Origin of the sequence: Dissulfuribacter thermophilus (assembly GCF_001687335.1) — a bacterium.
In the GTDB taxonomy this organism is placed as follows: Bacteria; Desulfobacterota; Dissulfuribacteria; order Dissulfuribacterales; family Dissulfuribacteraceae; genus Dissulfuribacter; species Dissulfuribacter thermophilus.
Window position 1 is genome coordinate 74528 of record NZ_MAGO01000009.1, and the last position, 22963, is coordinate 97490.

The following is a 22963-nucleotide window of genomic DNA, read 5'->3' on the forward strand; positions in this document are numbered from 1 at the left end:
GGTAATTATGGCGCAATGGCAAGTGATAAAACAGGAACAAGTATATGATACAACGCCGCAAGAAACTGATTGAAGTGGCCTTGCCCTTAAAAAAAATCAATGAGCAGGCAGCCAGGGAAAAATCCATAAGACATGGCCACCCCTCCACCCTGCATCTTTGGTGGGCCAGGCTTCTGTTTAACCACATTATGAGAGAATAACATCATGACGCAATATAAACCAAGCCCATCAACACAACGCTATCGAGCCCATCCTGTTCACACAACGCTCAACCAGTGGCGTGAAAAACTTCCTGCTGAGCGACCGGATAATTTTAAGGATTTGGATCCTGATCCTAAGAATGCCTACGTGCGTCTGCGTTGGGTTCTCCGAGACCTCAAGGCTAGACTCGACAAACTGAACCCGATGTTGGCTCAAACAAAAGTCCTTAACAACATCAATCAACATCTGTCACAACTGCAGAATCCTTGGATCCAATACCTGAGTAATCCAACCGGCCAATGGCAACAGCTCGATAATCACACGGAAGGCCTCATCAATCTTATTCGAACCCTCGCTACGAGCGACGGGGCGCAGGCATTGGAGGAATGCCTTGAAGAACTACGTACTGACATGAACGCCGCCATTGAAGAAGCGCAGAAAGCCATCCTGGATCTGCAGAACACTGCAGATGGAACTGAGAAGAAGTTCCAGAAAACAAATGAGCAACTCAAAGGGTTAGCGGCGGAGATTACCTCGCAAAAAGCTCGCCTTGATCAAATGCTGATCCAGCATAACGAAGCCTTTACAAAAGCGCAGCAGGAGCGGGCAACGCAGTTTACAAACACTGAACAAGAGCGCATAACCAAATTCGGAGAAGCACAGGAACAAAGAAAAAGTAAGTTTGATGCGATGGTCAATGAATTTGAGAAAACCAAGAAAGAAGTAATTAAAAAGCATCAGGCAGAACTGGCCAGCATCGAATCGGATGGAAAGAAAAAATCAGATGAACTGCTGACTTTGATCAACGGACAACTCGACAAGGCCGTTGAGATTGTTGGCACCATCGTCAAAACAACCATGAGCGGGAATTATCAGATTATTGCCAACAGAGAGTACAAGAATGCTTGGATCATGCGAGGAATTGCAATTCTGGCATTCCTGGGCATGGGCGGGATGGTCATCTGGGCGGTATCGTCAATGAACCTTGGCCCCAACGGAATAAACTGGAGTACTTTTGCCTTTAGGATATCGCTCGGTACCGCCTTCCTCATTCCTGGAATTTACTGCGCCAAGGAGGCATCGCGGCACTGGAATGCTGAGAAGCACAATCGGCGAATAGCTTTGGAGTTGGCGGCGTTGGACCCGTTCCTTGTCAAGTTGGATGAAGCCAAGCAGAAGGAAATCATCGAGAAGAAGGCCGATGAGTATTTCGGGCAGGGGGTTTCACAAGATAGAGAAGATGACCTCCCGGCATTGAAGAATATTTACTTGCGGGGGGACCAACTGTTCAAGTTCGTCGAGCGCATAGCCAAGATCGTTCATGGAGGTGGGAAGTGATCCCGAGTTACGAAATGCTGCCTTCCCACACCTCAAGGAGGATCACGAGCATAATTACTCGGGACAGGTTCTCCATAATGGAATCGATTGGTACGATTTCGAGAGGGGAGTAGACTCGATGGAGACTTTCAAAGTATGACTTATCGTAAGAAACTCATTGAGGTGGCTCTGCCGCTGGAGGCGATCAATCAAGGAGCAAAACCTGAGACAGAAAACCCTTTTCTTAAAGGACATCCTCGAGCTGTTCATAACTGGTGGGCACGTACTCCATTGTCTGTGGCCAGGGCTATTCTTTTTGCCCAGTTAATTGACGACCCAGGTAATGACCTTCCCCCGAAAGATGCTCGGGCAAAGCGAGAGGAACTTCTTCAATTGGTTGCCCGCATTGCTACTTGGGAGGCAACCACGGACTATGAACTCATTGACAAGGCCCGGAAGTTAATCAGGCAGCAGTTTAACGGCAACATGCCGGAATTCTGGGATATGTTTGGAGGGCGGGCGAGCATTCCTCTGGAAGCGCAACGTTTGGGCCTGAAGGTGACCAGCAGCGACCTGAATCCCGTGGCCGTGACAATTCAACGTGCTTTACTTGAATATCCGCAGAAATTTTCCGGCAAGCCGCCTGTGCATCCTACCGATGATAATCTGCTGACCCAGGGTAATTGGCGAGGCGCTCAGGGATTGGCAGAAGATATCAGGTGGTATGGACGCTGGGTGTGCCAAAAGGCTAAACAACAACTTGCCAATCTCTATCCACATGGGCCAGGTGGTGAGGCTGTGTTTGCCTGGATTTGGGCAAGAACAATTCCCAGTCCAGATCCTTCCACCAAGGGCGCAGCTGTTCCGCTCGTGCGATCTATGAAACTGGCAGGCAAGAAACATCCAGTTTGGGTTCATCTCAAAGTTGATCGAGAAAACAATTCTTACAGCTTTTCTATAGACACTACAGAACCAACTATCAAAACAACTGTATCCGGGAAGAATAAGGGCGCTACCTGCATCCTCAGCGGTGCAAATATCCCATTCGCACACATCCGGGAATCCGCAAGAAACGGGCAAATGGGGATTCGCTTAATGGCGTTTGTTTGCCAGGGAAACCGAGCTCGCCATTATTACGCCCCGACAGAGGAACAGGAGCAGATAGCCTTATCCGCTCAACCGGAATGGAGACCGGACTGTGAGCTACCCAAGAAACACAGGAATTTTCAGCCACCTGTCTATGGGATGGACAATGTGGGTGATCTTTTCACCAACCGTCAGCTTGTGGCCTTTAACACCTTCGCCAGGATCATTAATGAAGACGTGAAAAAGGCGGTTCTTGCTCGTACTGACAATGATGTTGAATATACCGATGCACTGGTTACATATCTGGCCTGTGCGTTATCAAGAATGGCTGACTACCATTGCAATTTATGCACATGGAATCCCACGAATGAAAATGTAAGCCATCTGTTTCAACGACAGGCCATTCCAATGGCATGGGATTTCTGCGAAGCGAATCCCATCGAGGGGAAATTGAGTTATGAAGTGGCAACCGAGTGGGTCGCATCATCTTTGACCAACTTGCCAGAGAATCGGATTCCAGCACGAGTTCGACAACTGGATGCCTGCCGGGCAGAACTGGACTTCGAACAAGGGGCGGTTATTTCAACCGATCCCCCTTACTATGACAATATCAGTTATGCGGAGCTGGGCGACTTCTTCTACTGTTGGTTACGTAAAGTGTTGCGGAGTGTTGATCCGCAAACATTTGCAACGCTTAATACACCCAAAGCTCCGGAATTGATCGCCTCTCCGACACGCCACGGATCTGTGGAAAAAGCTGAGGAGCACTTTCGCAGTGGCTTTCAAGCGGTATTTAGGAACCTGTTGGCTGTCAGTCGAGATGATGTTCCCTGCACGATTTATTATGCGTTCAAACAGGAAGAAACGGACAAATCTACCGATAACCGCGCATCCACCGGTTGGGAGACAATGTTGACAGGCCTGATTGAAGCAGGATTTCAAATTACTGGCACTTGGCCTGTGCGAACGACCAAAAAGGCAAGATCTGTTGCAAAAGACGCCAATGCATTGGCATCTGCCATTGTATTGGTGACGCGGAAACGTCGAGTCGATGCTTCCTTGGCCACCCGTAAGGAATTCATTGCTGCCCTCCGGCGGGAACTGCCACAGGCCGTGGCAGGGCTTACGCAGAGTAATATCGCGCCAGTTGATTTGGCACAGGCATCCATTGGACCTGGTATCAGCGTATTTTCAAGATATGCCCACGTTCTTGAAGCTGATGGGTCGTATATGACGGTTCGTGCAGCTTTGGAGCTTATCAACCGAGTGCTGGATGAAGTCTTTGCTGAACAGGAAGGCGAATTTGATGCTGATACTCGCTGGGCATTGGCTTGGTTTGAACAGTACGGGATGGATGAAGGAGAGTTTGGCGAGGCAGAAACTCTTTCACGCGCAAAGAATACGGCAGTTAACGGTCTTGTTGATGCGGGGCTTATCACTGCACGTTCAGGCAAGGTCAGATTGATTCCCCGCGATCAAATGCCAAAAGACTGGGACCCTGCAACAGAAAGCCGTCTGACTGTATGGGAAGCCACGCAGCACCTAATTCGGGCGTTGGATCAAGACGGTGAAAGCGGTGCCGCAAGACTTCTGAGAAAGTTGGGCGGTCTTGGTGAAACGGCCAGAGATCTGGCCTATCGTCTGTTCAGCATCTGCGAGCGTAAGGGGTGGTCCGGCGAGGCACTGGCGTACAACAGCCTAGTCATCGCCTGGCCGGAGATAAGCAGACTTGCCATGAGTCAGGAAGTCGGAAAAGAAAGGCTAAGGAATAAGGAGCTTTTTTAAATGCCGCCTGTTTATTACCATGATAACAAATTCCCTCCCAAGAGGCTCGACTGGGAGCGGCTGATCCCATCCATCGGGCCTGCAAATGCCGCGGTTGCCAGATACGACGGGCTCTTGTCCGCCATTCCCAATGCCGCAGTGCTCCTCAGCCCTTTGACTACCCAGGAAGCAGTCCTTTCGTCCAAGATCGAGGGGACCCAGGCCACAATGGGAGAGGTGCTGGAGTATGAGGCAGAGGGTGACTCCCACAGGTTCTCTTCAGAGCGCAAGGCGGATATACAGGAGATCCTGAACTACCGAGCTGCCATGCGTATGGCAGAGGAGATGTTGAAAGAGCTTCCCCTGTGCCAGCGGGTAATAAAGCATTGTCACGAGGTCTTGATGACAGGGGTCAGGGGAAGAAACAAGGCTCCCGGCCAGTACCGGAAGGTCCCAAACTGGATAGGTCCAAAGGGCTGTTCACAAGATGAGGCCTATTTCGTCCCTGTTCAACCAGAGAATGTGCCAGATGCCATGAGCAGGTGGGAGAGGTATCTCCACTCGACGGCCCCTGACCGGCTGGTGCAGCTTGCCATACTTCATGCGGAATTTGAGGCCATCCATCCATTTCTTGATGGCAACGGCCGCTTGGGGCGGATGTTCATTCCGCTTTTCATGTATTACACCAAGATCATCAACAGCCCAATGTTTTATATCAGCGCCTATCTGGAAGCACACCGTGATGAATACTATGAAAGGTTAAGGCGCATCTCAAGCCATGATGAATGGACCGAGTGGTGTGCCTTTTTCCTGGAGGCCATTCGGCAGCAGGCCAATGAGAATCAGCAAAAGGCCAGGCAGATCCTTGATCTCTATGACGAGATGAAGGACAGGTTTGTTGAGCTGACCCATTCTCAGTATGCCATCACCGCACTGGACTGGATATTCCAGCAGCCGATTTTCAAGAGTTCCGATTTCGTGCGGTCGGCAAATATACCAGAGCCTACTGCCAAGAGAATTCTAAAGGTGTTGAAACAAGAGAAGATAATAAATATCCTGGCCCCAGGCAGAGGCCGCAGGGCCGCTATACTTGCTTTAACAAAACTATTGAACATTGTGGAAGGATACGATGCATTTTGACTCTAATAGAATAGCAACAAAATCATTTGTGGATCATATTTTTTATTTTACGATCCACAAAATGAGTAGCGGTCATTTCATGAGCTGCTAATCAAACCATTTGAAGGATGCATTAAGGATTCTTTAATAAAACTGTAGGGGAATGAAACCATGGCCAAGACCAACCATGCCAGAGTAGGAGATGCACTGGAGCTTTTGAGAAAGGGGCTGATGCCCTTTGTTGAAAGGGAATTCCGGGCCAAATATGGAGAGAGGTGGGAACAAGAGGCGGCCGGATTCTTGAATATCGAATCTGGGAACATCAACTGGGACATTGCAGCCATTTTCAAGCTCATGTGGAATGCCTGGAATGTGGTCTTCAGGGATGTACTCGGCCGCTCTGAGCGTTCTCTGGTCAGCGAACTGAGGGATGTACGGAACAGGTGGGCGCACCAGGAGGCCTTTTCGAGCGACGATGCCTACAGGGCACTTGATAGCATGGGAAGGCTCCTTTCTGCAGTGTCTGCCCCGGAAGCCAGGGAGATCGAGGGCCAGAAGATGGCCCTTTTACGGGTGCGTTTTGACGAGCAGCGCCGAAATGAGATGCGGAAGATTGCTGTTCAGGCCACAGACGGAAAGCCGAAAGGAGGGCTCAAACCCTGGCGCGAGATCGTAACTCCGCATCCAGACGTTGCAAGCGGAAAATACCAGCAGGCAGAGTTCGCAGCAGATCTCTGGCAGGTCTACCTGGGAGAAGCTTCATCTGAATATCAACATCCATCAGAGTTTTTCCGCAGGACCTTTATTACAGAGGGTCTTGGGCAACTACTCCTGAACGCGGTGTGCCGTCTTACCGGAAAGGGTGGAGATCCAGTGGTGGAGCTTCAGACCAATTTTGGAGGCGGCAAGACTCACAGTATGCTGGCCCTGTATCACCTCTTTTCCGGAACACCTGTAGCAGAACTCCCAGGAGTTGAAGAGCTCATCAGAGAGACCGAATGCAAGATACCGGCAACTACTGTCAGAAGGGCGGTTCTCGTAGGCACCAAAATTTCACCTGGAAATCCTAGTAAGAAGGAGGACGGAACAGTTGTCCGGACTCTGTGGGGTGAGATCGCCTGGCAGCTTGGCGGCAAAGAGGGCTATGAGATGGTGCGGCTGGATGATGAAAAGGCCACTAATCCAGGAGACAAGCTCAAAGACCTTTTCAACCGTTATGCACCGTGCCTCATCCTCATTGACGAATGGGTGGCCTTTGCCCGTCAGCTTCATGCCGGAAGCGATCTACCTGCAGGCTCATTTGACACCCAGTTCACATTTGCCCAGGCCCTTAGTGAAGCGGCAAAGGCGGCCAATGATACCTTTCTTGTGGTTAGCATACCTGCCTCTGACAATGAAATTGGAGGAGAATGGGGCGCAAGGGCACTGGAGCGGCTCAAAAACGCCATAGGCAGGGTGGAGTCAAGCTGGAGGCCAGCAAGCCCGGATGAGGGATTTGAGATAGTAAGGCGGCGGCTTTTTGAGCCAATTACCCATAAGCAGGCCTTTGTGGCCCGTGATGCAGTCGCCAGGGCCTTTGTTGAAATGTATGGGAGCCAGCACAATGAATTTCCCTCTGAATGCCGGGAAGCAGAATATGAACGGCGTATCAAAATGGCCTATCCTATACATCCTGAACTCTTTGACAGGCTTTACAATGACTGGTCAACCCTTGATAAGTTCCAACGCACCAGAGGTGTGCTGCGTCTAATGGCATCAGTTATTCACTCCCTTTGGGAGAGACAGGATTCAAACCTATTGATAATGCCCGCCACGGTACCAATCGATGACCCGGCAGTGCAGTTTGAGCTTACCCGATATCTTGATGACCACTGGAATCCGGTTATTGCCAAAGATGTGGACGGAGAGCATTCCCTGCCCCTTGCCATTGACAGGGAGGTTCCCAATCTTGGCCGGTATTCTGCCTGTCGCAGGGTGGCAAGGACCATCTATATCGGCTCAGCCCCTCTCCAGCGGGTGGCCAACAAGGGAATCGACGACAAACAGATAAAGCTAGGATGCCTGCAGCCGGGAGAGACGGTGGCAACCTTTGGGGACGCCCTGAGGAGGCTGACAGACAGGGCCACCTATCTCTATGTTGATGGAAATAGATATTGGTATTCCACGCAGCCTACAGTTACAAGACTGGCCGAAGACAGGGCGGGTCAGCTCAATGAGCATGAGGTTATAGATGAGATTACGGCTCGACTCAGGAAAGAGGCTAGGAGCCGAGGAGATTTCCATAGGGTCCATAGCTGTTCGCCAGGCAGTGATATTCCGGATGAGAAGGAGGCCCGCCTGGTGATCCTGGGGCCAGAATTCCCCCACAGCAAAGGAAACCATGACAGCCCGGCAAGGAAGGAGGCGGCCCAGATCCTGGAAAAGCGTGGCAGCAGCCCAAGGAATTACAAGAACAGCCTTGTCTTTCTGGCAGCAGACGCTACAAGATTGCAGGAACAAAGTGGCGCTGTCCGGAAATATCTTGCCTGGAAATCCATTTTTGATGAGCGGGAACAGCTCAATCTCGATCCCTTTCAGACAAAACAGGCTGAGACAAAGCTGAAGAGTGCAGATGAGACCGTAAGGGCCAGGATTCCGGAGACCTGGATCTGGCTGTTGGTGCCGGATCAGCCTGAACTTCATGGAGATATGGAGTGGGTGGAAATAAGGCTGCAGGGCTCGGGGAGTCTTGCTGTGAGGGCCAGCAAGAAACTAAAGAATGAGGAACTGCTCCTTACCCAGATGGGCGGGATCCGGCTGCGCATGGAACTTGACCGGGTACCCCTGTGGAACGGCGACGATGTGGCTATAAAAAAGCTGGTAGAATATTTCGCAACCTATAACTATCTTCCGAGGCTTCGCGATAGGGAAGTGCTGCTTGCCGCCATTCGAGAGGGCGTTTCTCTTCTAACCTGGGGAACAGATACATTTGCCTATGCCCAGGGGAAAGATGAGACCACAGGACGCTATCTTGGCCTGGTTGCTGGACGGGCGAACGTGAATATCCAGGCCGAGTCGGGAAATCTCATCGTAAAGCCGGATGTAGCAATTAAGCAGATCGAAAAAGAAAAGGCTGAAAGGGAGGCTGAAAGAAAGGAAAAAAGATATCCCCTTTTTGAAGAGGAATCAAAAAAAGATCCAACGATATCGGAAAATCGGGAAGAAATCCTGTATGAAGAACGGCCCAAAAAACCTGTTTATCGAAGGTTTTATGGTTCGGTTAAGTTGGATCCCCTGCGTGTGGGCCGGGATGCCGCACAGATTGCTGATGAGGTCATTCAGCATCTCACTAAGCTCATGGGAGCAGATGTCCAGGTAACTTTAGAAATTCAGGCCAATATTCCAGATGGCATCAGTGAAGAAACTATGCTCTCTCTAAGAGAAAACTGCCATACGCTCAAATTCGATAGCTTCGATTTTGAAGAGGAGTAATCAGAGAAGGGCCAAAAAAGTAAATGTGTGGCCGCTTCGCCTTCACAGCCTCGAAAAGGCAGCTCCTGGAACACTTCTCCCCTTCCTTTAGCCCCAGAGATTCCGCTCTGTTACAACATCGCCTCAGGAACCGATATTACGGCCATAAGGCAGCTTCCAGGGCATCCGCGCCAGCTTGCCCTTGTCCGCTGGGAGCTTTATCCCATCATAGCCAAAGGACAAAAAGGCAGGTTACCGTATGATAAACGCTCGTGCCGAGTCTGTTACCACAAAGCCTGCCTTCAAAAATGCCTTTCGGTATCGAAGGTGTCTAATACCTGCAAATGGATTTTATGAGTGGCAAAAAAGAGACGGCAGAAAACAGCCCTGGTCCATCACTTTAAAAGGGAAAAGGGGACAGGCTAATTATGTTCTGTTGAAATTTCCAGCATTGTTTTTTTGAATGCACCGCAATTATTGGAAAAAAGCAATTTTTAGTGATAGCCTTCACAATTTCTTATAGTTATGCTAAGGTTTTGCTATCAAGGAGGTTTGTATGACAAAGGAGGAACAGGCAAAATTTACCAGCCCTAAGATTGCTAAAGAACTAAGAAAAAAGTTTGCCAATCAGGCCGAAGTTATTCCTATAAATTTGAAATATAAAAGAAATATAGGGCGATTTATCAGGAAAATTGAACGAGCTCACAAGAAGGCAGAAAAAAGCACCCTCTTCTTCTCTTAAAAGGGCGTTTTTGTTGTAATGTCCAGTCATAGAAATATTTCAGTTGATCAAATTGAAATTCATCCAGCTATTTCGCCATCTTCCAGCTTTGATTTTGTAGAATCCTATTTTAAGGGCATAGACTCTACAAGGTGTTGTTTTTCTCTTGCAAGATCCCTTGGGATGCAGACAATCACATTAGAAAAACTTCCCGCCCATGGGCTAATTTTAGAAGAAAATAATGAACTGAAAGAATATTTTCCTGATTATGAATTTAAAGAAGCAATCAGGCTTTGTTTCTGGAAACCGCGGTTTCAAAATCAGGATGGACTACAAAAGGTAACTAGCCGAAATCTCATAGGTTATGCCATATTAAAGCATGACGTGGTATCGTCAAAAAAATTTGATCGGTGGCATATCTTTGAAGCTGTTTTCAAAAAATATCCGCATCCTCATAATTATGTTGCTAGACCCAAAACCTTCCAACTTGCTTGTGGGAACAGACGTTTTTCAATAAAAGGAATCCTATATTGTCAGCAGAATTCATTAAACAAGGCCTGTGCCCAAGTTGCCATTAGAAGTCTTTTGGCTAATCATCTTTCTCATGGTGATATTTCTTATAAAAAAATAAACGAACTGGCGGGTGTCACTCCAGATAGCGGTCGAGAGCCTGGAAAAGGTTTGGCCGTGATAGATATCAGAAAAGAAGAAAAGGGGACAGGCGCATTATATTCCACGTTGCATAAAGAAGATGTTAGCGCTTAAATGTAATTCGATGTAACAAAAGCACTAAGGGGCCTAAAAATGGAATTAAAAGAAAAAATAAAAAAGGAGATCGATTTGATACCCGAGGAGTATTTACCTCAACTTGAGCAATATCTTAAAATAATAAAAAGCGGCAAGCGAAGGAACCTGCGTATCAAGACTGTACATTTAAAAGGAAAATATGACAATGCGAATATAAGAAAATTGGCATATGAATAATTATGGATAATTCAATACTAGTTGATACAAATGTGCTGATTTATGCTGTGGATGCCGACTCTCAATTTAATAATCAGGCAGTCAAGTTCTTGTCTGATTCAGCATTGAAGCTTTTTACGACTTCCAAAAATATTTCCGAGTTTTTGGTTGTATTAACCAGGAACGCGGAAATAGAGCTATCTTCCAGTGAATGTTTAGATATCCTTAGCAGCTTACTAAGTGATATTGAAATCCTGTATCCTACTCCTATATCAATGGATGTCTTTCAGAAATTAGTTCGCAAATATAATCCTCGTGGTTTATGGATTCATGATGTGGAAATAGCCAGTATTGGTATGGCACATGGTATATCAGTGATCGCTACTAACAATATCGCTGATTTTAAACGTATTGCAGAATTGGAAGTTATAGAAATATAGATAGATATTGCGCTAATAATTGGGTGCAGTTGACCGCTATTCCACTGGCGCTCCTTGGCGGCAACTGACCCTCGACGATATGTATGTGACCTTGTGCCCTGAGCTGGATATTGCGTCTCAAGGTTCGACCATGGAAGAAGCGAAAAAGAATTTGAAAGAAAAGGTGTAACTGAAGATGGCCTCTTTTGACAAAAAGCTTGCACTGTTTCACTGGCTGCTCTGCCAGTTTGGGGCAGAAGAATTTGTTCAGCTTAAAAAAATCCTGTCAAATGATGACCTCATCGGCTTTGACGAGGAAAATTCCACACTTTTTTCCCATGAGCTTTCAGAACACCTTAAGGCCAGCCAAAGCCCCATTAGCAAAGAGATGCTCTCTTCCTATGATGCCAACATCGTAAGGCACTGGAAAAAGATCACCAAGAAAAGAAACAGCTCTGGCCATGTGCTCTATCCTCTCTATTTTCAGTACCTTTCAATGCTGTTTACAGAATATTATCTGGACAGGTACTTTGCTGGAAAGGAAGGCCTTTGTGATGAACTCAATCAATTTTTGGAAGAGGAGTTCAATAAAAGGCTTCCAAAGGCCGAGGCCATTTTACCCTTTGCTGAAAGGGATCTTAACAAGCTTGCCGTCTGGATAGCCACAGGCGGCGGTAAGACCCTTATAATGCACGTAAACATCCTACAATTTCAGCACTATCTCAAAAAGGCCCATAAGCGGCTCCCTTTTTGAAAAGTCTGCCGGCCCTCTTTTCACAAGTGATACGCATAGCTCCTGTCCCTTTAAACAAGGGAGAATATGAGTTTGTTTCGGATCTCAGGGAATTTTACAGTTCAATGCCTGATATTTTGAAAGATTGCGAGCTTGATCTCCTCAGAAATATGTCCAAAAAAGGCATAGGCTTCTTTGTGGGAAGCAATTTCTATCCAGATTTTATCATGTGGATAAAAAAGGGCCAGAGACAGCACGTGGTCTTCATTGATTCCAAAGGACTAAGACAGGTTCACGGCTTTAAGGATCAAAGATACGCTTTTCAAAAAAAGAACAAGGAGCTTGAAAAACGCCTTGGCGATCCTGACGTAAAACTTGAGGCATTTATCATTTCAAATACGTCCAAGAGGGATGTTTCCTGGTGGTCTCAAGGAGAAAAAGCCAGCAGAGATTTTGCTCATCACCATATTCTTTTTAGAAAAGATGATCATTCAAGATATTTATTGCAGTTTTTTGAGGAGGTCTTGGCCTGAATGAAACGCAATATTGACCTTATTCGGGAACTGTTGCACCGCGTCGAGGCCGGTGAAATAAAGGGGACAGATAATTTTAACATACCCGGGTACCAGGACGATGAAATCAAGTACCACCTTGTTTTATTGGCTGAAGCAGGACTTATAAAGGCAACTTTTTTGGAAAGTGATCAGGCAGGTGTAGAAGCTGTTATTGTTCATCGCCTCACATGGGACGGGCATGAATTCCTTGATGCTGCTCGAAACGCCTTCTCTGGGCAGCCTCAGGCGTCCAGCCTTCGGAAGCCCATCCGCATCTTTCCCACCTGAGCTTGCCAGTTTGGGAGTCTTGGAATACCACCCAGAAACATCTGTCTGGTCTTTCCCGCCATTTTTTGACCTTGTTTTCTGAGTAATAGACCCCAGTATATTTTTTGATTTTTTTTTACTTGGAAGCCACTTTCAGACCCTTTCAATGGAATCCGTTGGTCTCAAAAGAAAATCCAGGGCTAAATCAGGGCTAAACATCTTTCGGGATTTTCTTGCACCTTTAGTACTTTTCTATCATGTAAATAATATAGATAACTTACTGTAGTCAAAGACTTTTTTACCCATATTTCAACACCTGTCAATTCCTGCCTTTTCCTCAAAAAACGGACTTCTAATCCGTAGGTTCTGAGTTCGAATCCCTGTGGGCGGGCCAATGATTTCAGGTACTTATGAGCTTTCGTAGGTGTCTTTTTTAAAAGAAGAGAGCAACGACTGATTTCTCTCGACCATATCCACCTCCTTTTTCTAGAAAATCTGTCTGCCTATGACTTGTTTCTTTTAGAAAATCCTGTTAATGGTGCATCTATGAGTGAGGATTATCTTTTTGTTTACGGGACACTAAAGAAGGGCTTTGTGAATCACTCATATCTTAGGGGTGCCAAATTTGTTGGTAAGGCATATACCAAATCAAAATATGCACTCTATGTGGGGGAGTACCCATTCGTTGTCAAGAATCAGCCTCTTTCCAACATTTTTGGTGAATTATATGAAATTAATGAAGCGATCCTATCTCACGTGGATGAGCTAGAGGAACATCCTGACTTATACTGTAGGGAAAAGGTCCCTGTTATAATTGAAGAGAAAGAGGAAGAGGTCTTGGCTTGGATATACTTTTTCCCAAGACCCAGGGGAAGGCTTGTAAGGGATGGGGTCTTCAAGTAGATCGTGATGCCACCATAGGGCATTGTTGCCCTAGGTGGATCTCTTAGTTTTCATACTCCCATGGAAATTTTATATTATATTTTTTTATCTTATAACCAATTTGCCTTTGCGTAAGCCCCAGTTCTCTGGCAGCCCTTGCCTGTATCCAACCATTTCTAGCGAGGGCAGATATTATTTCCCGCCTTTCCAGTTCCTTTAGGGTTGTAGCTTGTGTTACGGTCTCTTCGTTATGCCCTTCATTTCTGGTTGGCGGTCTGTGGTTGGAGCAGGCTACTTTTTCATCGACATTTATGTACATAGGTAAGTTCTGAGGCAGGATCCGCGAAGTTTCAGACATTATTACGAGCTGTTCAATTAGATTTTCCAGTTCTCTCACATTACCAGGCCAGTTGTATTTTAGGAGGATGTCAAGGGCTTCCTTTGATATAGTGACATGTCTTTTGTGCCTCTTGTTACTTTCCCTCAAGAAATGGTCTATTAGGGGGGGGATATCCGATTTTCGTGACCGCAAGGGCGGTATTGGAATTGGTACTACATTTAGCCTATAGTACAAATCTTCTCGGAATCTTCCCTTTGAAACCTCATCGTGGAGGTCTCTGTTGGTTGCAGCAATCAGCCTCACGTCCACGGATATGGTCTTGGTGCCCCCAAGCCTCTCGAATTCCCTTTCCTGGATTACTCGCAAGAGCTTGGCCTGGATAGAGATTGGCATCTCTCCTATTTCGTCCAGAAACAGTGTGCCTCCGTGGGCAAGTTCAAAGCGCCCCATTCTCTTGGAGCTGGCCCCTGTAAAGGCGCCCTTTTCATGGCCAAAGAGCTCACTTTCTAGGAGATTTTCTGGTAGCGCAGCACAATTCACCTTGATGAATGGGCCATTTGCCCTGTCGCTAGCTTGATGAATCGCCCTTGCTATTAATTCCTTACCAGTCCCTGATTCTCCTAATATGAGCACTGTGGCAGTGCTTGGTGCGACTCTCTTTATTATCTTAAAGATGTCTCTAAGGGCCTTAGAGTTCCCCACTATATTGGGAAAACTGTATTTGCTCTGGAGTTCAGCCTTTAGATCCAGATTCTCTTCAACGAGTTTGGCGTGTTTGAGTTTGATGGCATTATTTAGGAGTAGAAATTGTCCGATTAGGGTGGCAACTACAGATAGAAAACTGATGTCTTCCTCAAACGAGATATTGGGCCCAAAGAGCCTATCCACGGTCAATACCCCAACGGCCTCATTGTTTAATACGATAGGGACACCTATAAACGAAATAGTGCCTTTTTTGAGATTTTTTCTAGCCCCAGTCTTGTTCAGAAATAGTGGTTCGCTATTTACGTCTTTAACTACGAAAGGGGTGGCAGTCCTAAATACCTTTCCGCACACCCCTTCGGAAATCTTATAAATTCCCCTTTTTTCCTGTTCTGGGGTCAGTCCATACGATGCCCTTATCTTAAGGGTAGTCCCAGATTCATCTAACAATAGGAGGGTTGCCCTCTCCATTTTTAGTCTCTTGTTTAGGATGTACAACACCTTGTTAAGGGCTTTGTCCAGATCTAGAGCTGAACCTATGAGCTTAGCTATCTCGTAAAGTGTCTCGAGTTCCAGCCCTTTTATATTAAGGTCATTTGTTTTAATGAAAGTCATACGACTCCGGGTCCCTTTTTGAATGATATTGGTCCTCATGGCTACTCCTTTTCTCCTTCAAAGCTATTAAAGCAAAAACTGTTCCAGGAGGTAAGATTAATTATTTCAGCATGTTATGCTTAAGAGGTTAGTGGTTCTCTCAATTGCATAACAATTTTGTGGATCATTTTAGTTGAAAAATTACAAAATTGTTAACTAATTCCGTTCTGGGACATTCCTTACAGAATTGTTACAGATATTTCAAAAATGAATCTTTTATTTCATAAACGAGTATCCTGCCTTGATGGATTTTTTTGTGATCTTAGTTTGTGTTTTTTATGAAAAAACAATGAAATCAATATATTAACATTCCATGATAGAGTTTGTTCCCTCCTTTGGCATCGGTCTTGCTCTGTAAGAAGGCAAAACCAAAAAAAACCGGAGGAGTGATGCTATGAGAAAAATTGCTATTTACGGAAAAGGCGGAATTGGAAAGTCAACCACCACCCAGAATACAGTGGCTGGCCTTGCCGAGATGGGCAAGCGCGTGATGATCGTTGGTTGCGACCCAAAGGCAGATGCTACAAGGCTCATGCTGGGCGGCATGGCTCAAAAGACAGTGCTGGATACCATGAGAGAAGAGGGTGAGGACGTTGAACTCGATGACGTCATGAAAGAGGGATTCAAGGGCGTGAGATGTGTGGAGTCTGGTGGGCCTGAACCAGGCGTTGGTTGCGCTGGAAGGGGTATCATTACATCCATCAGTCTCCTTGAACAACTAGGAGCATATGATGATGAGCATGAACTCGATTACGTCTTTTACGATGTCCTTGGAGACGTTGTCTGTGGTGGGTTCGCCATGCCAATTCGTGAAGGTAAGGCAGAGGAGATCTATATCGTTCTATCTGGCGAGATGATGGCGATGTATGCCGCCAACAACATTAGTAAGGGCATCAGGAAGTATGCAGAGTCTGGGAAGGTGAGGCTTGGCGGTCTCATCTGTAACAGCAGGAAGGTCGACAGGGAGGAAGAGCTCATCCGGGCCTTTGCAGAAAGGCTTGGGACACAGATGCTCTATTTTGTCCCCAGAGACAATATAGTCCAAAAGGCTGAGATCCACAGAAAGACTGTCATAGACTATTCCCCTGATCATCCACAGGCAGACCATTATAGAAACCTGGCAAAGGCCATCGAGGACAATGACATGTTCGTCATCCCGAAACCAATGACTCAGGACGAACTCGAATCTCTTCTCATGGAATACGGTCTATACGACTAAAAAAGGAGGAAATGAAAAATGATGACAATGATAAGGGCCATAGTGAGGCCTGAAAAATCCGACGCGGTGATGAGTGCCCTTCTCGACGCAGGATATCCAGCAGTCACAAAGATTGAGGTCTATGGAAGGGGAAAGCAGAGGGGAATCAAGGTAGGGGATGTCTACTATGACGAACTTCCCAAGGTAATGCTCTTTACAGTTGTCCCTGAAGAAGAAAAGGACCTCGTGGTCAAGGCCATAATGGAGAGTGCAAAGACAGGAGAAAAGGGCGCCTTTGGTGACGGCAAGATCTTCGTCTCCCCAGTTGAAGAGATCTACACCATCAGTTCAGGGACAAAGGAGGCGTGATAATGAAGGAAGTGGTTGCCGTCATAAGGATAAACAAGATGAACCAGACCAAAGAGGCCCTTGTCCAGGCTGGATTCCCCGCATTTACAGCGACAAAGGTGATGGGAAGGGGGAAAAAGGCACTGGACCAGAAGTTGGTCGCCGCCATCGAGGAAAACCCTGAAGACAGTCTGGATGCCCTCTCCCTGGTGGCTCAGGGACCGAGGCTAATGCCAAAACGAATGGTGAAGTTGGTGGTACCTGATAGTGCTGTGAGTGAGGTGGTTGAGACAATAATCAAGGTGAACCAGACTAATAGCCCGGGAGATGGGAAGATATTCGTCTTACCTATTTCAGACGTAGTAAGGGTTAGAACTGGCGAGACCGGAGAACAGGCAATTGATGAGATGATGAGTGCCTGAAATCTAGCAGGAGGATGAGCGATATGACTGCTGTAATAGAAGAAAAGAGGCGAGACATAGATTTCGATATAGAAGACGTCGTTGAAAATATTATAAGGGTCTATCCAACAAAGGTGGCCAAAAAGAGGAGAAAACACATTGTTGTACGAGACCCTTCAGAACCTCAGGAAATAGAGGCCAATGTCCGTACGGTGCCAGGAATAATTACCCAGCGCGGTTGCTGTTTTGCCGGGTGTAAGGGAGTTGTCATAGGCCCAATAGTGGACATGATTCACATAGTCCATGGGCCGATTGGCTGCTCTTACTATTCCTGGATGACCCGCAGAAACCAGGGGGTTCCAAGGGAAGACGGGCACTATTACCTGGAATATTGTTTCTCCACAGACATGCAGGAGGACAATATCATCTTCGGAGGTGAGAAAAAGTTAAGGGCCGCAATACGAGAGGCCTATGAAATCTTTAAACCCAAGGCCATAAGCATTCACGCAACGTGCCCTGTAGGCCTTATTGGCGATGACATTCATACCGTTGCCAAGGAAATGAGTAAAGAGCTTGGCATCGATATAGTTGCCTTCAGTTGTGAAGGATATCGTGGTGTTAGCCAGTCTGCAGGCCATCATATAGCAAATAATGGCCTTTTTGAACACATTGTTGGAAAAGATGACATAGAGCTGGACGGTTACACAGTAAACTGTCTGGGAGAATACAACATTGGTGGAGATGCGTGGGAGATTGAACGCATCCTTGATCGCTGTGGTATCAAGGTGGCCTCTACCTTTAGCGGTAACGGTTCCTACACTGAATACAGGCGTGCTCACATGGCAAACGTCAACCTCGTTCAGTGTCACCGTTCAATAAATTACATGGCAGAGATGATGGAGACTAAGTTCGGTATTCCATGGATTAAGGTGAATTTCATTGGCGTAAAGGCCACTTCAAAATCTCTTAGAAAGCTTGCAGCCTTCTTTGAGGACGATGCCCTTACAGAGCAGATTGAAAAGGTTATTGAAGAAGAAGAAAGAGCGGCTGAAGAGGCCATAGCTCCTTACAGGGAAAGGCTTGAGGGCAAGACCGCTTTCCTCTTTGTAGGAGGCTCCAGGGCCCACCATTATCAAGATCTTTTTAGAGATCTTGGAATGAAGACCATTGTGGCAGGCTATGAGTTTGCCCACAGGGATGATTACGAAGGACGTGATGTACTCCCTTACATTAAAGTCGATGCAGACAGTAGGAACATCCCAGAACTTGATGTAGAGCCTGATCCAGAGCGTTTTAAACCAAGGAAAGACCCTGAGAAGCTTAAAAAATTGAAGGAAATGGGCATCGTAGACACCTACGAGGGAATGATGAAGGACATGGGGTCTGGGACCCTGGTGGTAGACGATATCAGCCATTTCGAACTCGAATACCTAATGAAAGAACTGAAGCCAGACATTGTCTGTTCAGGCATTAAGGACAAGTACGTAATCCAGAAGATGGGGGTGCCATCTAAGCAGCTTCACAACTACGACTATAGCGGTCCCTTTGCTGGCTATAAAGGCGCAGTGAATTTTGCAAAGGAAATCGACATGTTAATCAATAATCCGTCGTGGTCCTTTGCAAAGGCCCCATGGGAAGCATCTCCACTCATAAAGGGCGCTCTTATTATTGAGTAGAAGGAGGATCTAGAACATGCTCAACATGACACCAAAAGAGATATTTGAAAGAAAGGCCTTGAGAATAAATCCTGCCAAGACCTGTCAACCTATTGGGGCCCTTTATGCATCACTTGGTATCCACAACTGTCTTCCCCATAGCCATGGGAGCCAGGGCTGTTGTGCATATCACAGGAGCCATCTAACACGTCATTACAAAGAGCCCATAATGGCATCTACAAGTTCATTTACTGAAGGCTCCTCAGTCTTTGGAGGGGGTGCAAATCTTAGACAGGCCTTGAAGACCATATTTCAGGTCTATGACCCAGAGATCGTGGCAGTACATACCACGTGTCTGTCTGAGACCATTGGAGACGATCTCCCAAGCCTAATAAAAAAGGCGAGGGAAGACGGGATAATTCCTGAGGGAAAGTTCGTAATCCATACAAATACACCAAGCTATGTGGGTTCGCATGTCACTGGATTCTCCAACATGACAGCGGCCATGGTCAAGTATTTTGCGAAAAAAAATGGTGCCTCTAAAGACACCATAAACGTCGTTCCAGGATACGTTGAGCCATCTGACATGCGCGAGATCAAGAGACTGGTTGGTCAAATGGGGATAAAGTACATACTCTTCCCCGATACCTCAGACGTCCTTGACTCGCCACAGAGGGCGCGATTCAGCATGTATCCAAAGGGAGGAGTGAAAATTGAGGATCTCAAGGACACAGGATCATCAAAGATTACGCTTTCCCTGGGAAAATTTGCATCAGAAGGTGCGGCAACACTCTTGGATCAGATGTGTGAGGTACCATACAAGGTCCTTGATCTACCCATAGGTATTGCGGCAACAGACAGGTTCATCGAGGCCCTCATTGAAGTTACTGGCAAAGAGCCCCCTGAATCCATAACAGATGAAAGGGGGAGGGTCGTGGACATAATGACTGATATGCTCCAGTATTTTCATGGAAAAAAGGTCGCCGTATTTGGAGATCCAGACCAGGTGATTAGCATGACGGAATTCCTGGTTCATCTCGGAATGAAACCCGTACACATAGTCACAGGGACTCCTGGTAAGTACTTTGAAAGACGCATAAAGGAAATAGTTAAAGGCGTGGTGGACAATCCGAATGTAAAGGCCTTCGGGGACCTCTTTTTGCTCCATCAGTGGATCAAAAATGAACCAGTTGATCTGTTGATTGGTAATACCTACGGCAAATACATTGCAAGGGCCGAAGACATCCCGTTTGTGCGTTTTGGATTCCCAATTCTAGACAGGATCGGTCATAGCTACTTCCCAACCGTGGGCTATAGAGGGGCTATGAGATTACTTGAAAAGATGCTCGATGCCCTTCTGGACAGACAGGATCGAGATGCCCCAGATTCCAAATTCGAACTTGTAATGTAGTGCATAAAAAGGGGGCAAAATTTCTTAATTGCCCCCTCTAACCCTAAATTCACTGGAGAGAATCATGAACGGAGTCGTCTTAAAAGAACGTACAGGACAGGTGTATGAAAAGGGTGCCGGTCCTTTTAAGTTGCAATGCAACTTAGACAGTCTGCCTGGCGCAGTGAGTCAGAGGGCGTGTGTCTTCTGCGGCTCAAGGGTGGTGCTCTACCCCATCACAGATGCCTTGCATCTTATTCATGGTCCCATCGGCTGCGCCGTCTATACATGGGATATTCGGGGAGCCCTTTCCTCAGATCGTGAACTTCACAGATTCAGCTTCTCAACAGATTTGCGGGAAAAAGACGTGATCTTCGGTGGTGAAAAGAAACTTGAGGCAGCTCTCTTGGAACTCATCGAAAGATATAATCCAGAAGCTGCATTTGTGTATTCAACTTGCATCGTTGGGATCATTGGAGATGACATTGGTGCGGTATGTAAGAGGGTATCCAAAAAAACTGGGATCAAGTGCATTCCAGTCCAGTCTGAGGGGTTCAAGGGGAACAAAAGGGCTGGCTATGAGGCCGCCTGCAGGGCACTGATCAATTTGATAGGCGATGGAGATATAGAAGGGATCTCCCCCTTTAGCGTCAACATACTCGGAGACTTTAATCTCGCAGGAGAGATCTGGATCATAAAGGACTATTACAGACGGATGGGGATTGAAGTGGTCTCCACCATTACCGGTGATGGAAGGGTCAAAGATATTAGCAGGGCCCACGGGGCCAAGTTGAATGTGGTGCAGTGCTCTGGTGCAACCTTGGCACTGGCCAAGATGATGAAGGAAAAATACGGGATCCCGTACATAAGGGTCTCATATTTTGGTGTGGATGACATGGCTGATGCCCTCTACAGGGTGGCGGACTTCTTTAAAGACAGACAGATTATGGAAAATACAAAGGCCCTCATAAATGACGAACTGAATAAGCTCTATCCAGCTCTCAAAGAATTTCGGAGGGAACTGGCTGGTAAGAGGGCTGCCATCTATGTGGGAGGGGCATTTAAGGCCTTCTCGCTTATAAAGGCCTTCAGGCTCCTGGGAATGAAGGTGGTCCTTGTGGGATCCCAAACCGGGACCAAAGAGGACTACGAAGAGCTTGAGGCCATCACAGACCCAGGGACCATCATTGTTGATGATTCAAACCCCCTTGAGCTCTCGGAATTTCTCAAAGAAAAGAAGGTAGACATCTTTGTCGGTGGAGTGAAGGAACGGCCCATTGCATACAAGCTGGGGATAGGTTTCTGCGACCACAATCATGAGAGAAAAGAGGCCTTAGAGGGGTTCATAGGCATGTATAACTTTGCAAAAGAGGTCTATTCCACTGTCATGAGCCCGGTTTGGCGTTTTGTGCCAAGAAAGGAGGGCTAAAGATGAAACAATACGTATCAACCACCAATGCCTGTAAACTCTGTAGACCCATAGGGGCATGTCTTGCCTTCAGAGGGGTTGAAGGAGCAGTACCCTTTTTACACGGGTCTCAGGGGTGTGCAACCTATATGAGACGATACATCATAAGTCACTTTGGAGAACCCATAGATATAGCTTCATCAGCCCTGGGGGAAAAGCACGCCGTATTTGGCGGCGGCCCCAATCTCAAACAGGGGATCATAAATGTTATCAAAAAGTACGAGCCCTCTCTAATTGGTGTTGCCACCACCTGTCTCACTGAGACTATTGGCGACGATGTCTCCATGATGCTCGATGAGTTCAAGAGGGAATTTCTGGCTGATGCAGATAGCCCAATCCTCATTAATACCTCCACCCCAAGTTATGCAGGGACCCATATGGAGGGTTTCAGAGGGGCAACTAGAAGCATCGTAGAGAAACTGGCCCAGCATCGGCTTACAAGTGCAGAAGAAAAAAGGGTGAATCTCCTGCCTGGTTTTTTGTCGCCCCAGGATATCAGATACTTGAAAGAGCTATCTCGAGATTTTGAACTTCCACTCACTATTCTGCCGGACCTATCAGAGACTCTTGATGCTCCAATACTGCTGGAATATCCGAAGATTCCTGCTGGTGGAACCCCTATAGATGCCATCAGAGACATGGGTAGCGCCTGTGCATCTATTGAGTTCGGTCGTACGGTTTCAGATGAGTTGTCTGCGGCATTATATCTTCGTGAGAGGTTTGGAGTCCAGGACTTTAGGATAGGAACGCCAATAGGCATACGAGAGTCAGATCGTTTTTTCAGTCTTCTGGAAAAGATTTCAGGGAAAAAGACCCCATCCTTTCACAGAGAGGAAAGGGATAGGCTCATCGATGCCATGGTAGACGGCCACAAGTATGTCTTTGGAAAGAAGGTCGTGGTCTATGGTGAGGAGGATCTGGTGGTGGGCATAACCTCATTTTTAGCAGAGATAGGTGCAAGGCCTGTTCTCTGTGCCACAGGAGGAAAGAGCGGAAGGTTCAAGAGCGCAATCAAGTCCGTTGTAGACGGTATCTTGAGGGATTTACCAGAGATTAGAGAAGATGTGGACTTTTGGGAGATAGAAGAGCTTACAAGGCAGCTGGAGCCAGATCTCATTATGGGGCACAGCAAAGGTTACAAGATCTCGAGGGCCCTTGGAATCCCACTTATTCGCATAGGATTTCCCATTCACGATCGTATAGGTGGACAGCGAATTCTTCACATAGGCTACCGAGGGGCCCAGATGCTATTTGACAGGGTAGCGAATGCAATCATCGCCAAGAAACAAAGAGATTCTGACATAGGTTACGGATATTTTTAAAATATTCAA

Annotated in this window: 20 protein-coding genes and 3 pseudogenes; 22 read left to right on the forward strand and 1 reads right to left on the reverse strand. The window is 46.8% G+C overall.

What is annotated here, in order from left to right:
* Positions 1-44 precede the first annotated feature (44 nt).
* From DBT_RS12885 to DBT_RS08770, 15 genes and pseudogenes are all read left to right on the forward strand, one after another.
* Positions 45-170: pseudogene (locus DBT_RS12885) on the forward strand (DUF1156 domain-containing protein); the annotation flags it as partial.
* A gap of 34 nt (positions 171-204) precedes the next feature.
* The gene (locus DBT_RS08710) at positions 205-1539 is read left to right on the forward strand and encodes a hypothetical protein (protein WP_067619282.1); all 1335 of its coding nucleotides are present in this window, start codon (positions 205-207) and stop codon (positions 1537-1539) included.
* Between the two features lie 135 nt (positions 1540-1674).
* Positions 1675-4389 (forward strand): DUF1156 domain-containing protein, encoded by a 2715-nt coding sequence (locus DBT_RS08715; RefSeq protein ID WP_067619284.1) that lies wholly within the window; start codon positions 1675-1677, stop codon positions 4387-4389.
* Entirely contained in the window at positions 4390-5508 is a 1119-nt protein-coding gene (locus DBT_RS08720; RefSeq protein ID WP_067619290.1) for a Fic family protein, read from the forward strand.
* A 150-nt stretch (positions 5509-5658) separates the two neighbouring features.
* Entirely contained in the window at positions 5659-8958 is a 3300-nt protein-coding gene (locus DBT_RS08725) for a Swt1 family HEPN domain-containing protein (RefSeq protein ID WP_067619295.1), read from the forward strand.
* A 226-nt stretch (positions 8959-9184) separates the two neighbouring features.
* Positions 9185-9400: pseudogene (locus tag DBT_RS12890) on the forward strand (SOS response-associated peptidase family protein); the annotation flags it as partial.
* A 93-nt stretch (positions 9401-9493) separates the two neighbouring features.
* The gene (locus tag DBT_RS08735) at positions 9494-9679 is read left to right on the forward strand and encodes a hypothetical protein (protein ID WP_067619300.1); all 186 of its coding nucleotides are present in this window, start codon (positions 9494-9496) and stop codon (positions 9677-9679) included.
* Between the two features lie 162 nt (positions 9680-9841).
* A complete protein-coding gene (locus tag DBT_RS08740; RefSeq protein WP_141674262.1) occupies positions 9842-10423 on the forward strand; it encodes a hypothetical protein in 582 nt (193 codons plus the stop codon).
* 39 nt (positions 10424-10462) lie between these two features.
* The gene (locus DBT_RS08745; RefSeq protein ID WP_067619307.1) at positions 10463-10642 is read left to right on the forward strand and encodes a hypothetical protein; all 180 of its coding nucleotides are present in this window, start codon (positions 10463-10465) and stop codon (positions 10640-10642) included.
* A 2-nt stretch (positions 10643-10644) separates the two neighbouring features.
* A complete protein-coding gene (locus tag DBT_RS08750) occupies positions 10645-11061 on the forward strand; it encodes a type II toxin-antitoxin system VapC family toxin (RefSeq protein WP_067619310.1) in 417 nt (138 codons plus the stop codon).
* Between the two features lie 79 nt (positions 11062-11140).
* Positions 11141-11221 (forward strand): annotated as a pseudogene (locus DBT_RS12895) (type II toxin-antitoxin system HicB family antitoxin); the annotation flags it as partial.
* Positions 11222-11236: 15 nt separating this feature from the next.
* Positions 11237-11794 (forward strand): hypothetical protein, encoded by a 558-nt coding sequence (locus DBT_RS08755; protein WP_067619314.1) that lies wholly within the window; start codon positions 11237-11239, stop codon positions 11792-11794.
* Positions 11791-12306: a hypothetical protein gene (locus DBT_RS08760; protein WP_067619316.1), complete on the forward strand. Its 516-nt coding sequence runs from the start codon at positions 11791-11793 to the stop codon at positions 12304-12306. The genes DBT_RS08755 and DBT_RS08760 overlap by 4 nt, the downstream gene beginning before the upstream one ends.
* Complete coding sequence (locus tag DBT_RS08765; protein ID WP_067619319.1) at positions 12307-12615, forward strand: DUF2513 domain-containing protein; 309 nt, start codon at positions 12307-12309, stop codon at positions 12613-12615.
* 525 nt (positions 12616-13140) lie between these two features.
* Positions 13141-13497, forward strand: coding sequence for a gamma-glutamylcyclotransferase family protein (locus DBT_RS08770; RefSeq protein ID WP_067619321.1), 357 nt, complete (start codon positions 13141-13143; stop codon positions 13495-13497).
* Between the two features lie 43 nt (positions 13498-13540).
* Here DBT_RS08770 and nifA read toward each other — a convergent pair whose 3' ends face one another.
* Positions 13541-15172, reverse strand: coding sequence for a nif-specific transcriptional activator NifA (gene nifA / locus DBT_RS08775; protein ID WP_279614877.1), 1632 nt, complete (start codon positions 15170-15172; stop codon positions 13541-13543).
* 394 nt (positions 15173-15566) lie between these two features.
* Here nifA and nifH point away from each other — a divergent pair, with 394 nt between their 5' ends.
* The 7 genes from nifH (at position 15567) to DBT_RS08810 (ending at position 22954) form a co-directional block, all read left to right on the forward strand.
* Positions 15567-16391, forward strand: a complete 825-nt coding sequence (gene nifH / locus DBT_RS08780; RefSeq protein ID WP_067619323.1) for a nitrogenase iron protein — start codon at positions 15567-15569, stop codon at positions 16389-16391.
* An 18-nt stretch (positions 16392-16409) separates the two neighbouring features.
* Positions 16410-16739, forward strand: coding sequence for a P-II family nitrogen regulator (locus DBT_RS08785; protein WP_067619325.1), 330 nt, complete (start codon positions 16410-16412; stop codon positions 16737-16739).
* Between the two features lie 2 nt (positions 16740-16741).
* Positions 16742-17140, forward strand: a complete 399-nt coding sequence (locus DBT_RS08790; RefSeq protein WP_067619328.1) for a P-II family nitrogen regulator — start codon at positions 16742-16744, stop codon at positions 17138-17140.
* A 23-nt stretch (positions 17141-17163) separates the two neighbouring features.
* The gene (gene nifD, locus DBT_RS08795) at positions 17164-18795 is read left to right on the forward strand and encodes a nitrogenase molybdenum-iron protein alpha chain (protein WP_067619329.1); all 1632 of its coding nucleotides are present in this window, start codon (positions 17164-17166) and stop codon (positions 18793-18795) included.
* A gap of 16 nt (positions 18796-18811) precedes the next feature.
* Positions 18812-20185, forward strand: coding sequence for a nitrogenase molybdenum-iron protein subunit beta (gene nifK, locus DBT_RS08800; protein WP_067619330.1), 1374 nt, complete (start codon positions 18812-18814; stop codon positions 20183-20185).
* Between the two features lie 64 nt (positions 20186-20249).
* On the forward strand, positions 20250-21593 hold the full coding sequence (gene nifE, locus DBT_RS08805) for a nitrogenase iron-molybdenum cofactor biosynthesis protein NifE (protein ID WP_067619332.1): 1344 nt from the start codon (positions 20250-20252) through the stop codon (positions 21591-21593).
* A 2-nt stretch (positions 21594-21595) separates the two neighbouring features.
* The gene (locus DBT_RS08810; RefSeq protein ID WP_067619333.1) at positions 21596-22954 is read left to right on the forward strand and encodes a nitrogenase component 1; all 1359 of its coding nucleotides are present in this window, start codon (positions 21596-21598) and stop codon (positions 22952-22954) included.
* Positions 22955-22963: the final 9 nt, after the last annotated feature.

What these genes read in the sequence shown, in the direction of transcription:
- DBT_RS08710 (WP_067619282.1), top strand. Translation starts at nt 205, where the DNA reads ATGACGCAATATAAACCAAGCCCATCAACACAACGCTATCGAGCCCAT.
- DBT_RS08715 (WP_067619284.1), top strand. Translation starts at nt 1,675, where the DNA reads ATGACTTATCGTAAGAAACTCATTGAGGTGGCTCTGCCGCTGGAGGCG.
- DBT_RS08720 (WP_067619290.1), top strand. Translation starts at nt 4,390, where the DNA reads ATGCCGCCTGTTTATTACCATGATAACAAATTCCCTCCCAAGAGGCTC.
- DBT_RS08725 (WP_067619295.1), top strand. Translation starts at nt 5,659, where the DNA reads ATGGCCAAGACCAACCATGCCAGAGTAGGAGATGCACTGGAGCTTTTG.
- DBT_RS08735 (WP_067619300.1), top strand. Translation starts at nt 9,494, where the DNA reads ATGACAAAGGAGGAACAGGCAAAATTTACCAGCCCTAAGATTGCTAAA.
- DBT_RS08740 (WP_141674262.1), top strand. Translation starts at nt 9,842, where the DNA reads ATGCAGACAATCACATTAGAAAAACTTCCCGCCCATGGGCTAATTTTA.
- DBT_RS08745 (WP_067619307.1), top strand. Translation starts at nt 10,463, where the DNA reads ATGGAATTAAAAGAAAAAATAAAAAAGGAGATCGATTTGATACCCGAG.
- DBT_RS08750 (WP_067619310.1), top strand. Translation starts at nt 10,645, where the DNA reads ATGGATAATTCAATACTAGTTGATACAAATGTGCTGATTTATGCTGTG.
- DBT_RS08755 (WP_067619314.1), top strand. Translation starts at nt 11,237, where the DNA reads ATGGCCTCTTTTGACAAAAAGCTTGCACTGTTTCACTGGCTGCTCTGC.
- DBT_RS08765 (WP_067619319.1), top strand. Translation starts at nt 12,307, where the DNA reads ATGAAACGCAATATTGACCTTATTCGGGAACTGTTGCACCGCGTCGAG.
- DBT_RS08770 (WP_067619321.1), top strand. Translation starts at nt 13,141, where the DNA reads ATGAGTGAGGATTATCTTTTTGTTTACGGGACACTAAAGAAGGGCTTT.
- nifA (WP_279614877.1), bottom strand. Translation starts at nt 15,172, where the DNA reads ATGAGGACCAATATCATTCAAAAAGGGACCCGGAGTCGTATGACTTTC.
- nifH (WP_067619323.1), top strand. Translation starts at nt 15,567, where the DNA reads ATGAGAAAAATTGCTATTTACGGAAAAGGCGGAATTGGAAAGTCAACC.
- DBT_RS08785 (WP_067619325.1), top strand. Translation starts at nt 16,410, where the DNA reads ATGATGACAATGATAAGGGCCATAGTGAGGCCTGAAAAATCCGACGCG.
- DBT_RS08790 (WP_067619328.1), top strand. Translation starts at nt 16,742, where the DNA reads ATGAAGGAAGTGGTTGCCGTCATAAGGATAAACAAGATGAACCAGACC.
- nifD (WP_067619329.1), top strand. Translation starts at nt 17,164, where the DNA reads ATGACTGCTGTAATAGAAGAAAAGAGGCGAGACATAGATTTCGATATA.
- nifK (WP_067619330.1), top strand. Translation starts at nt 18,812, where the DNA reads ATGCTCAACATGACACCAAAAGAGATATTTGAAAGAAAGGCCTTGAGA.
- nifE (WP_067619332.1), top strand. Translation starts at nt 20,250, where the DNA reads ATGAACGGAGTCGTCTTAAAAGAACGTACAGGACAGGTGTATGAAAAG.
- DBT_RS08810 (WP_067619333.1), top strand. Translation starts at nt 21,596, where the DNA reads ATGAAACAATACGTATCAACCACCAATGCCTGTAAACTCTGTAGACCC.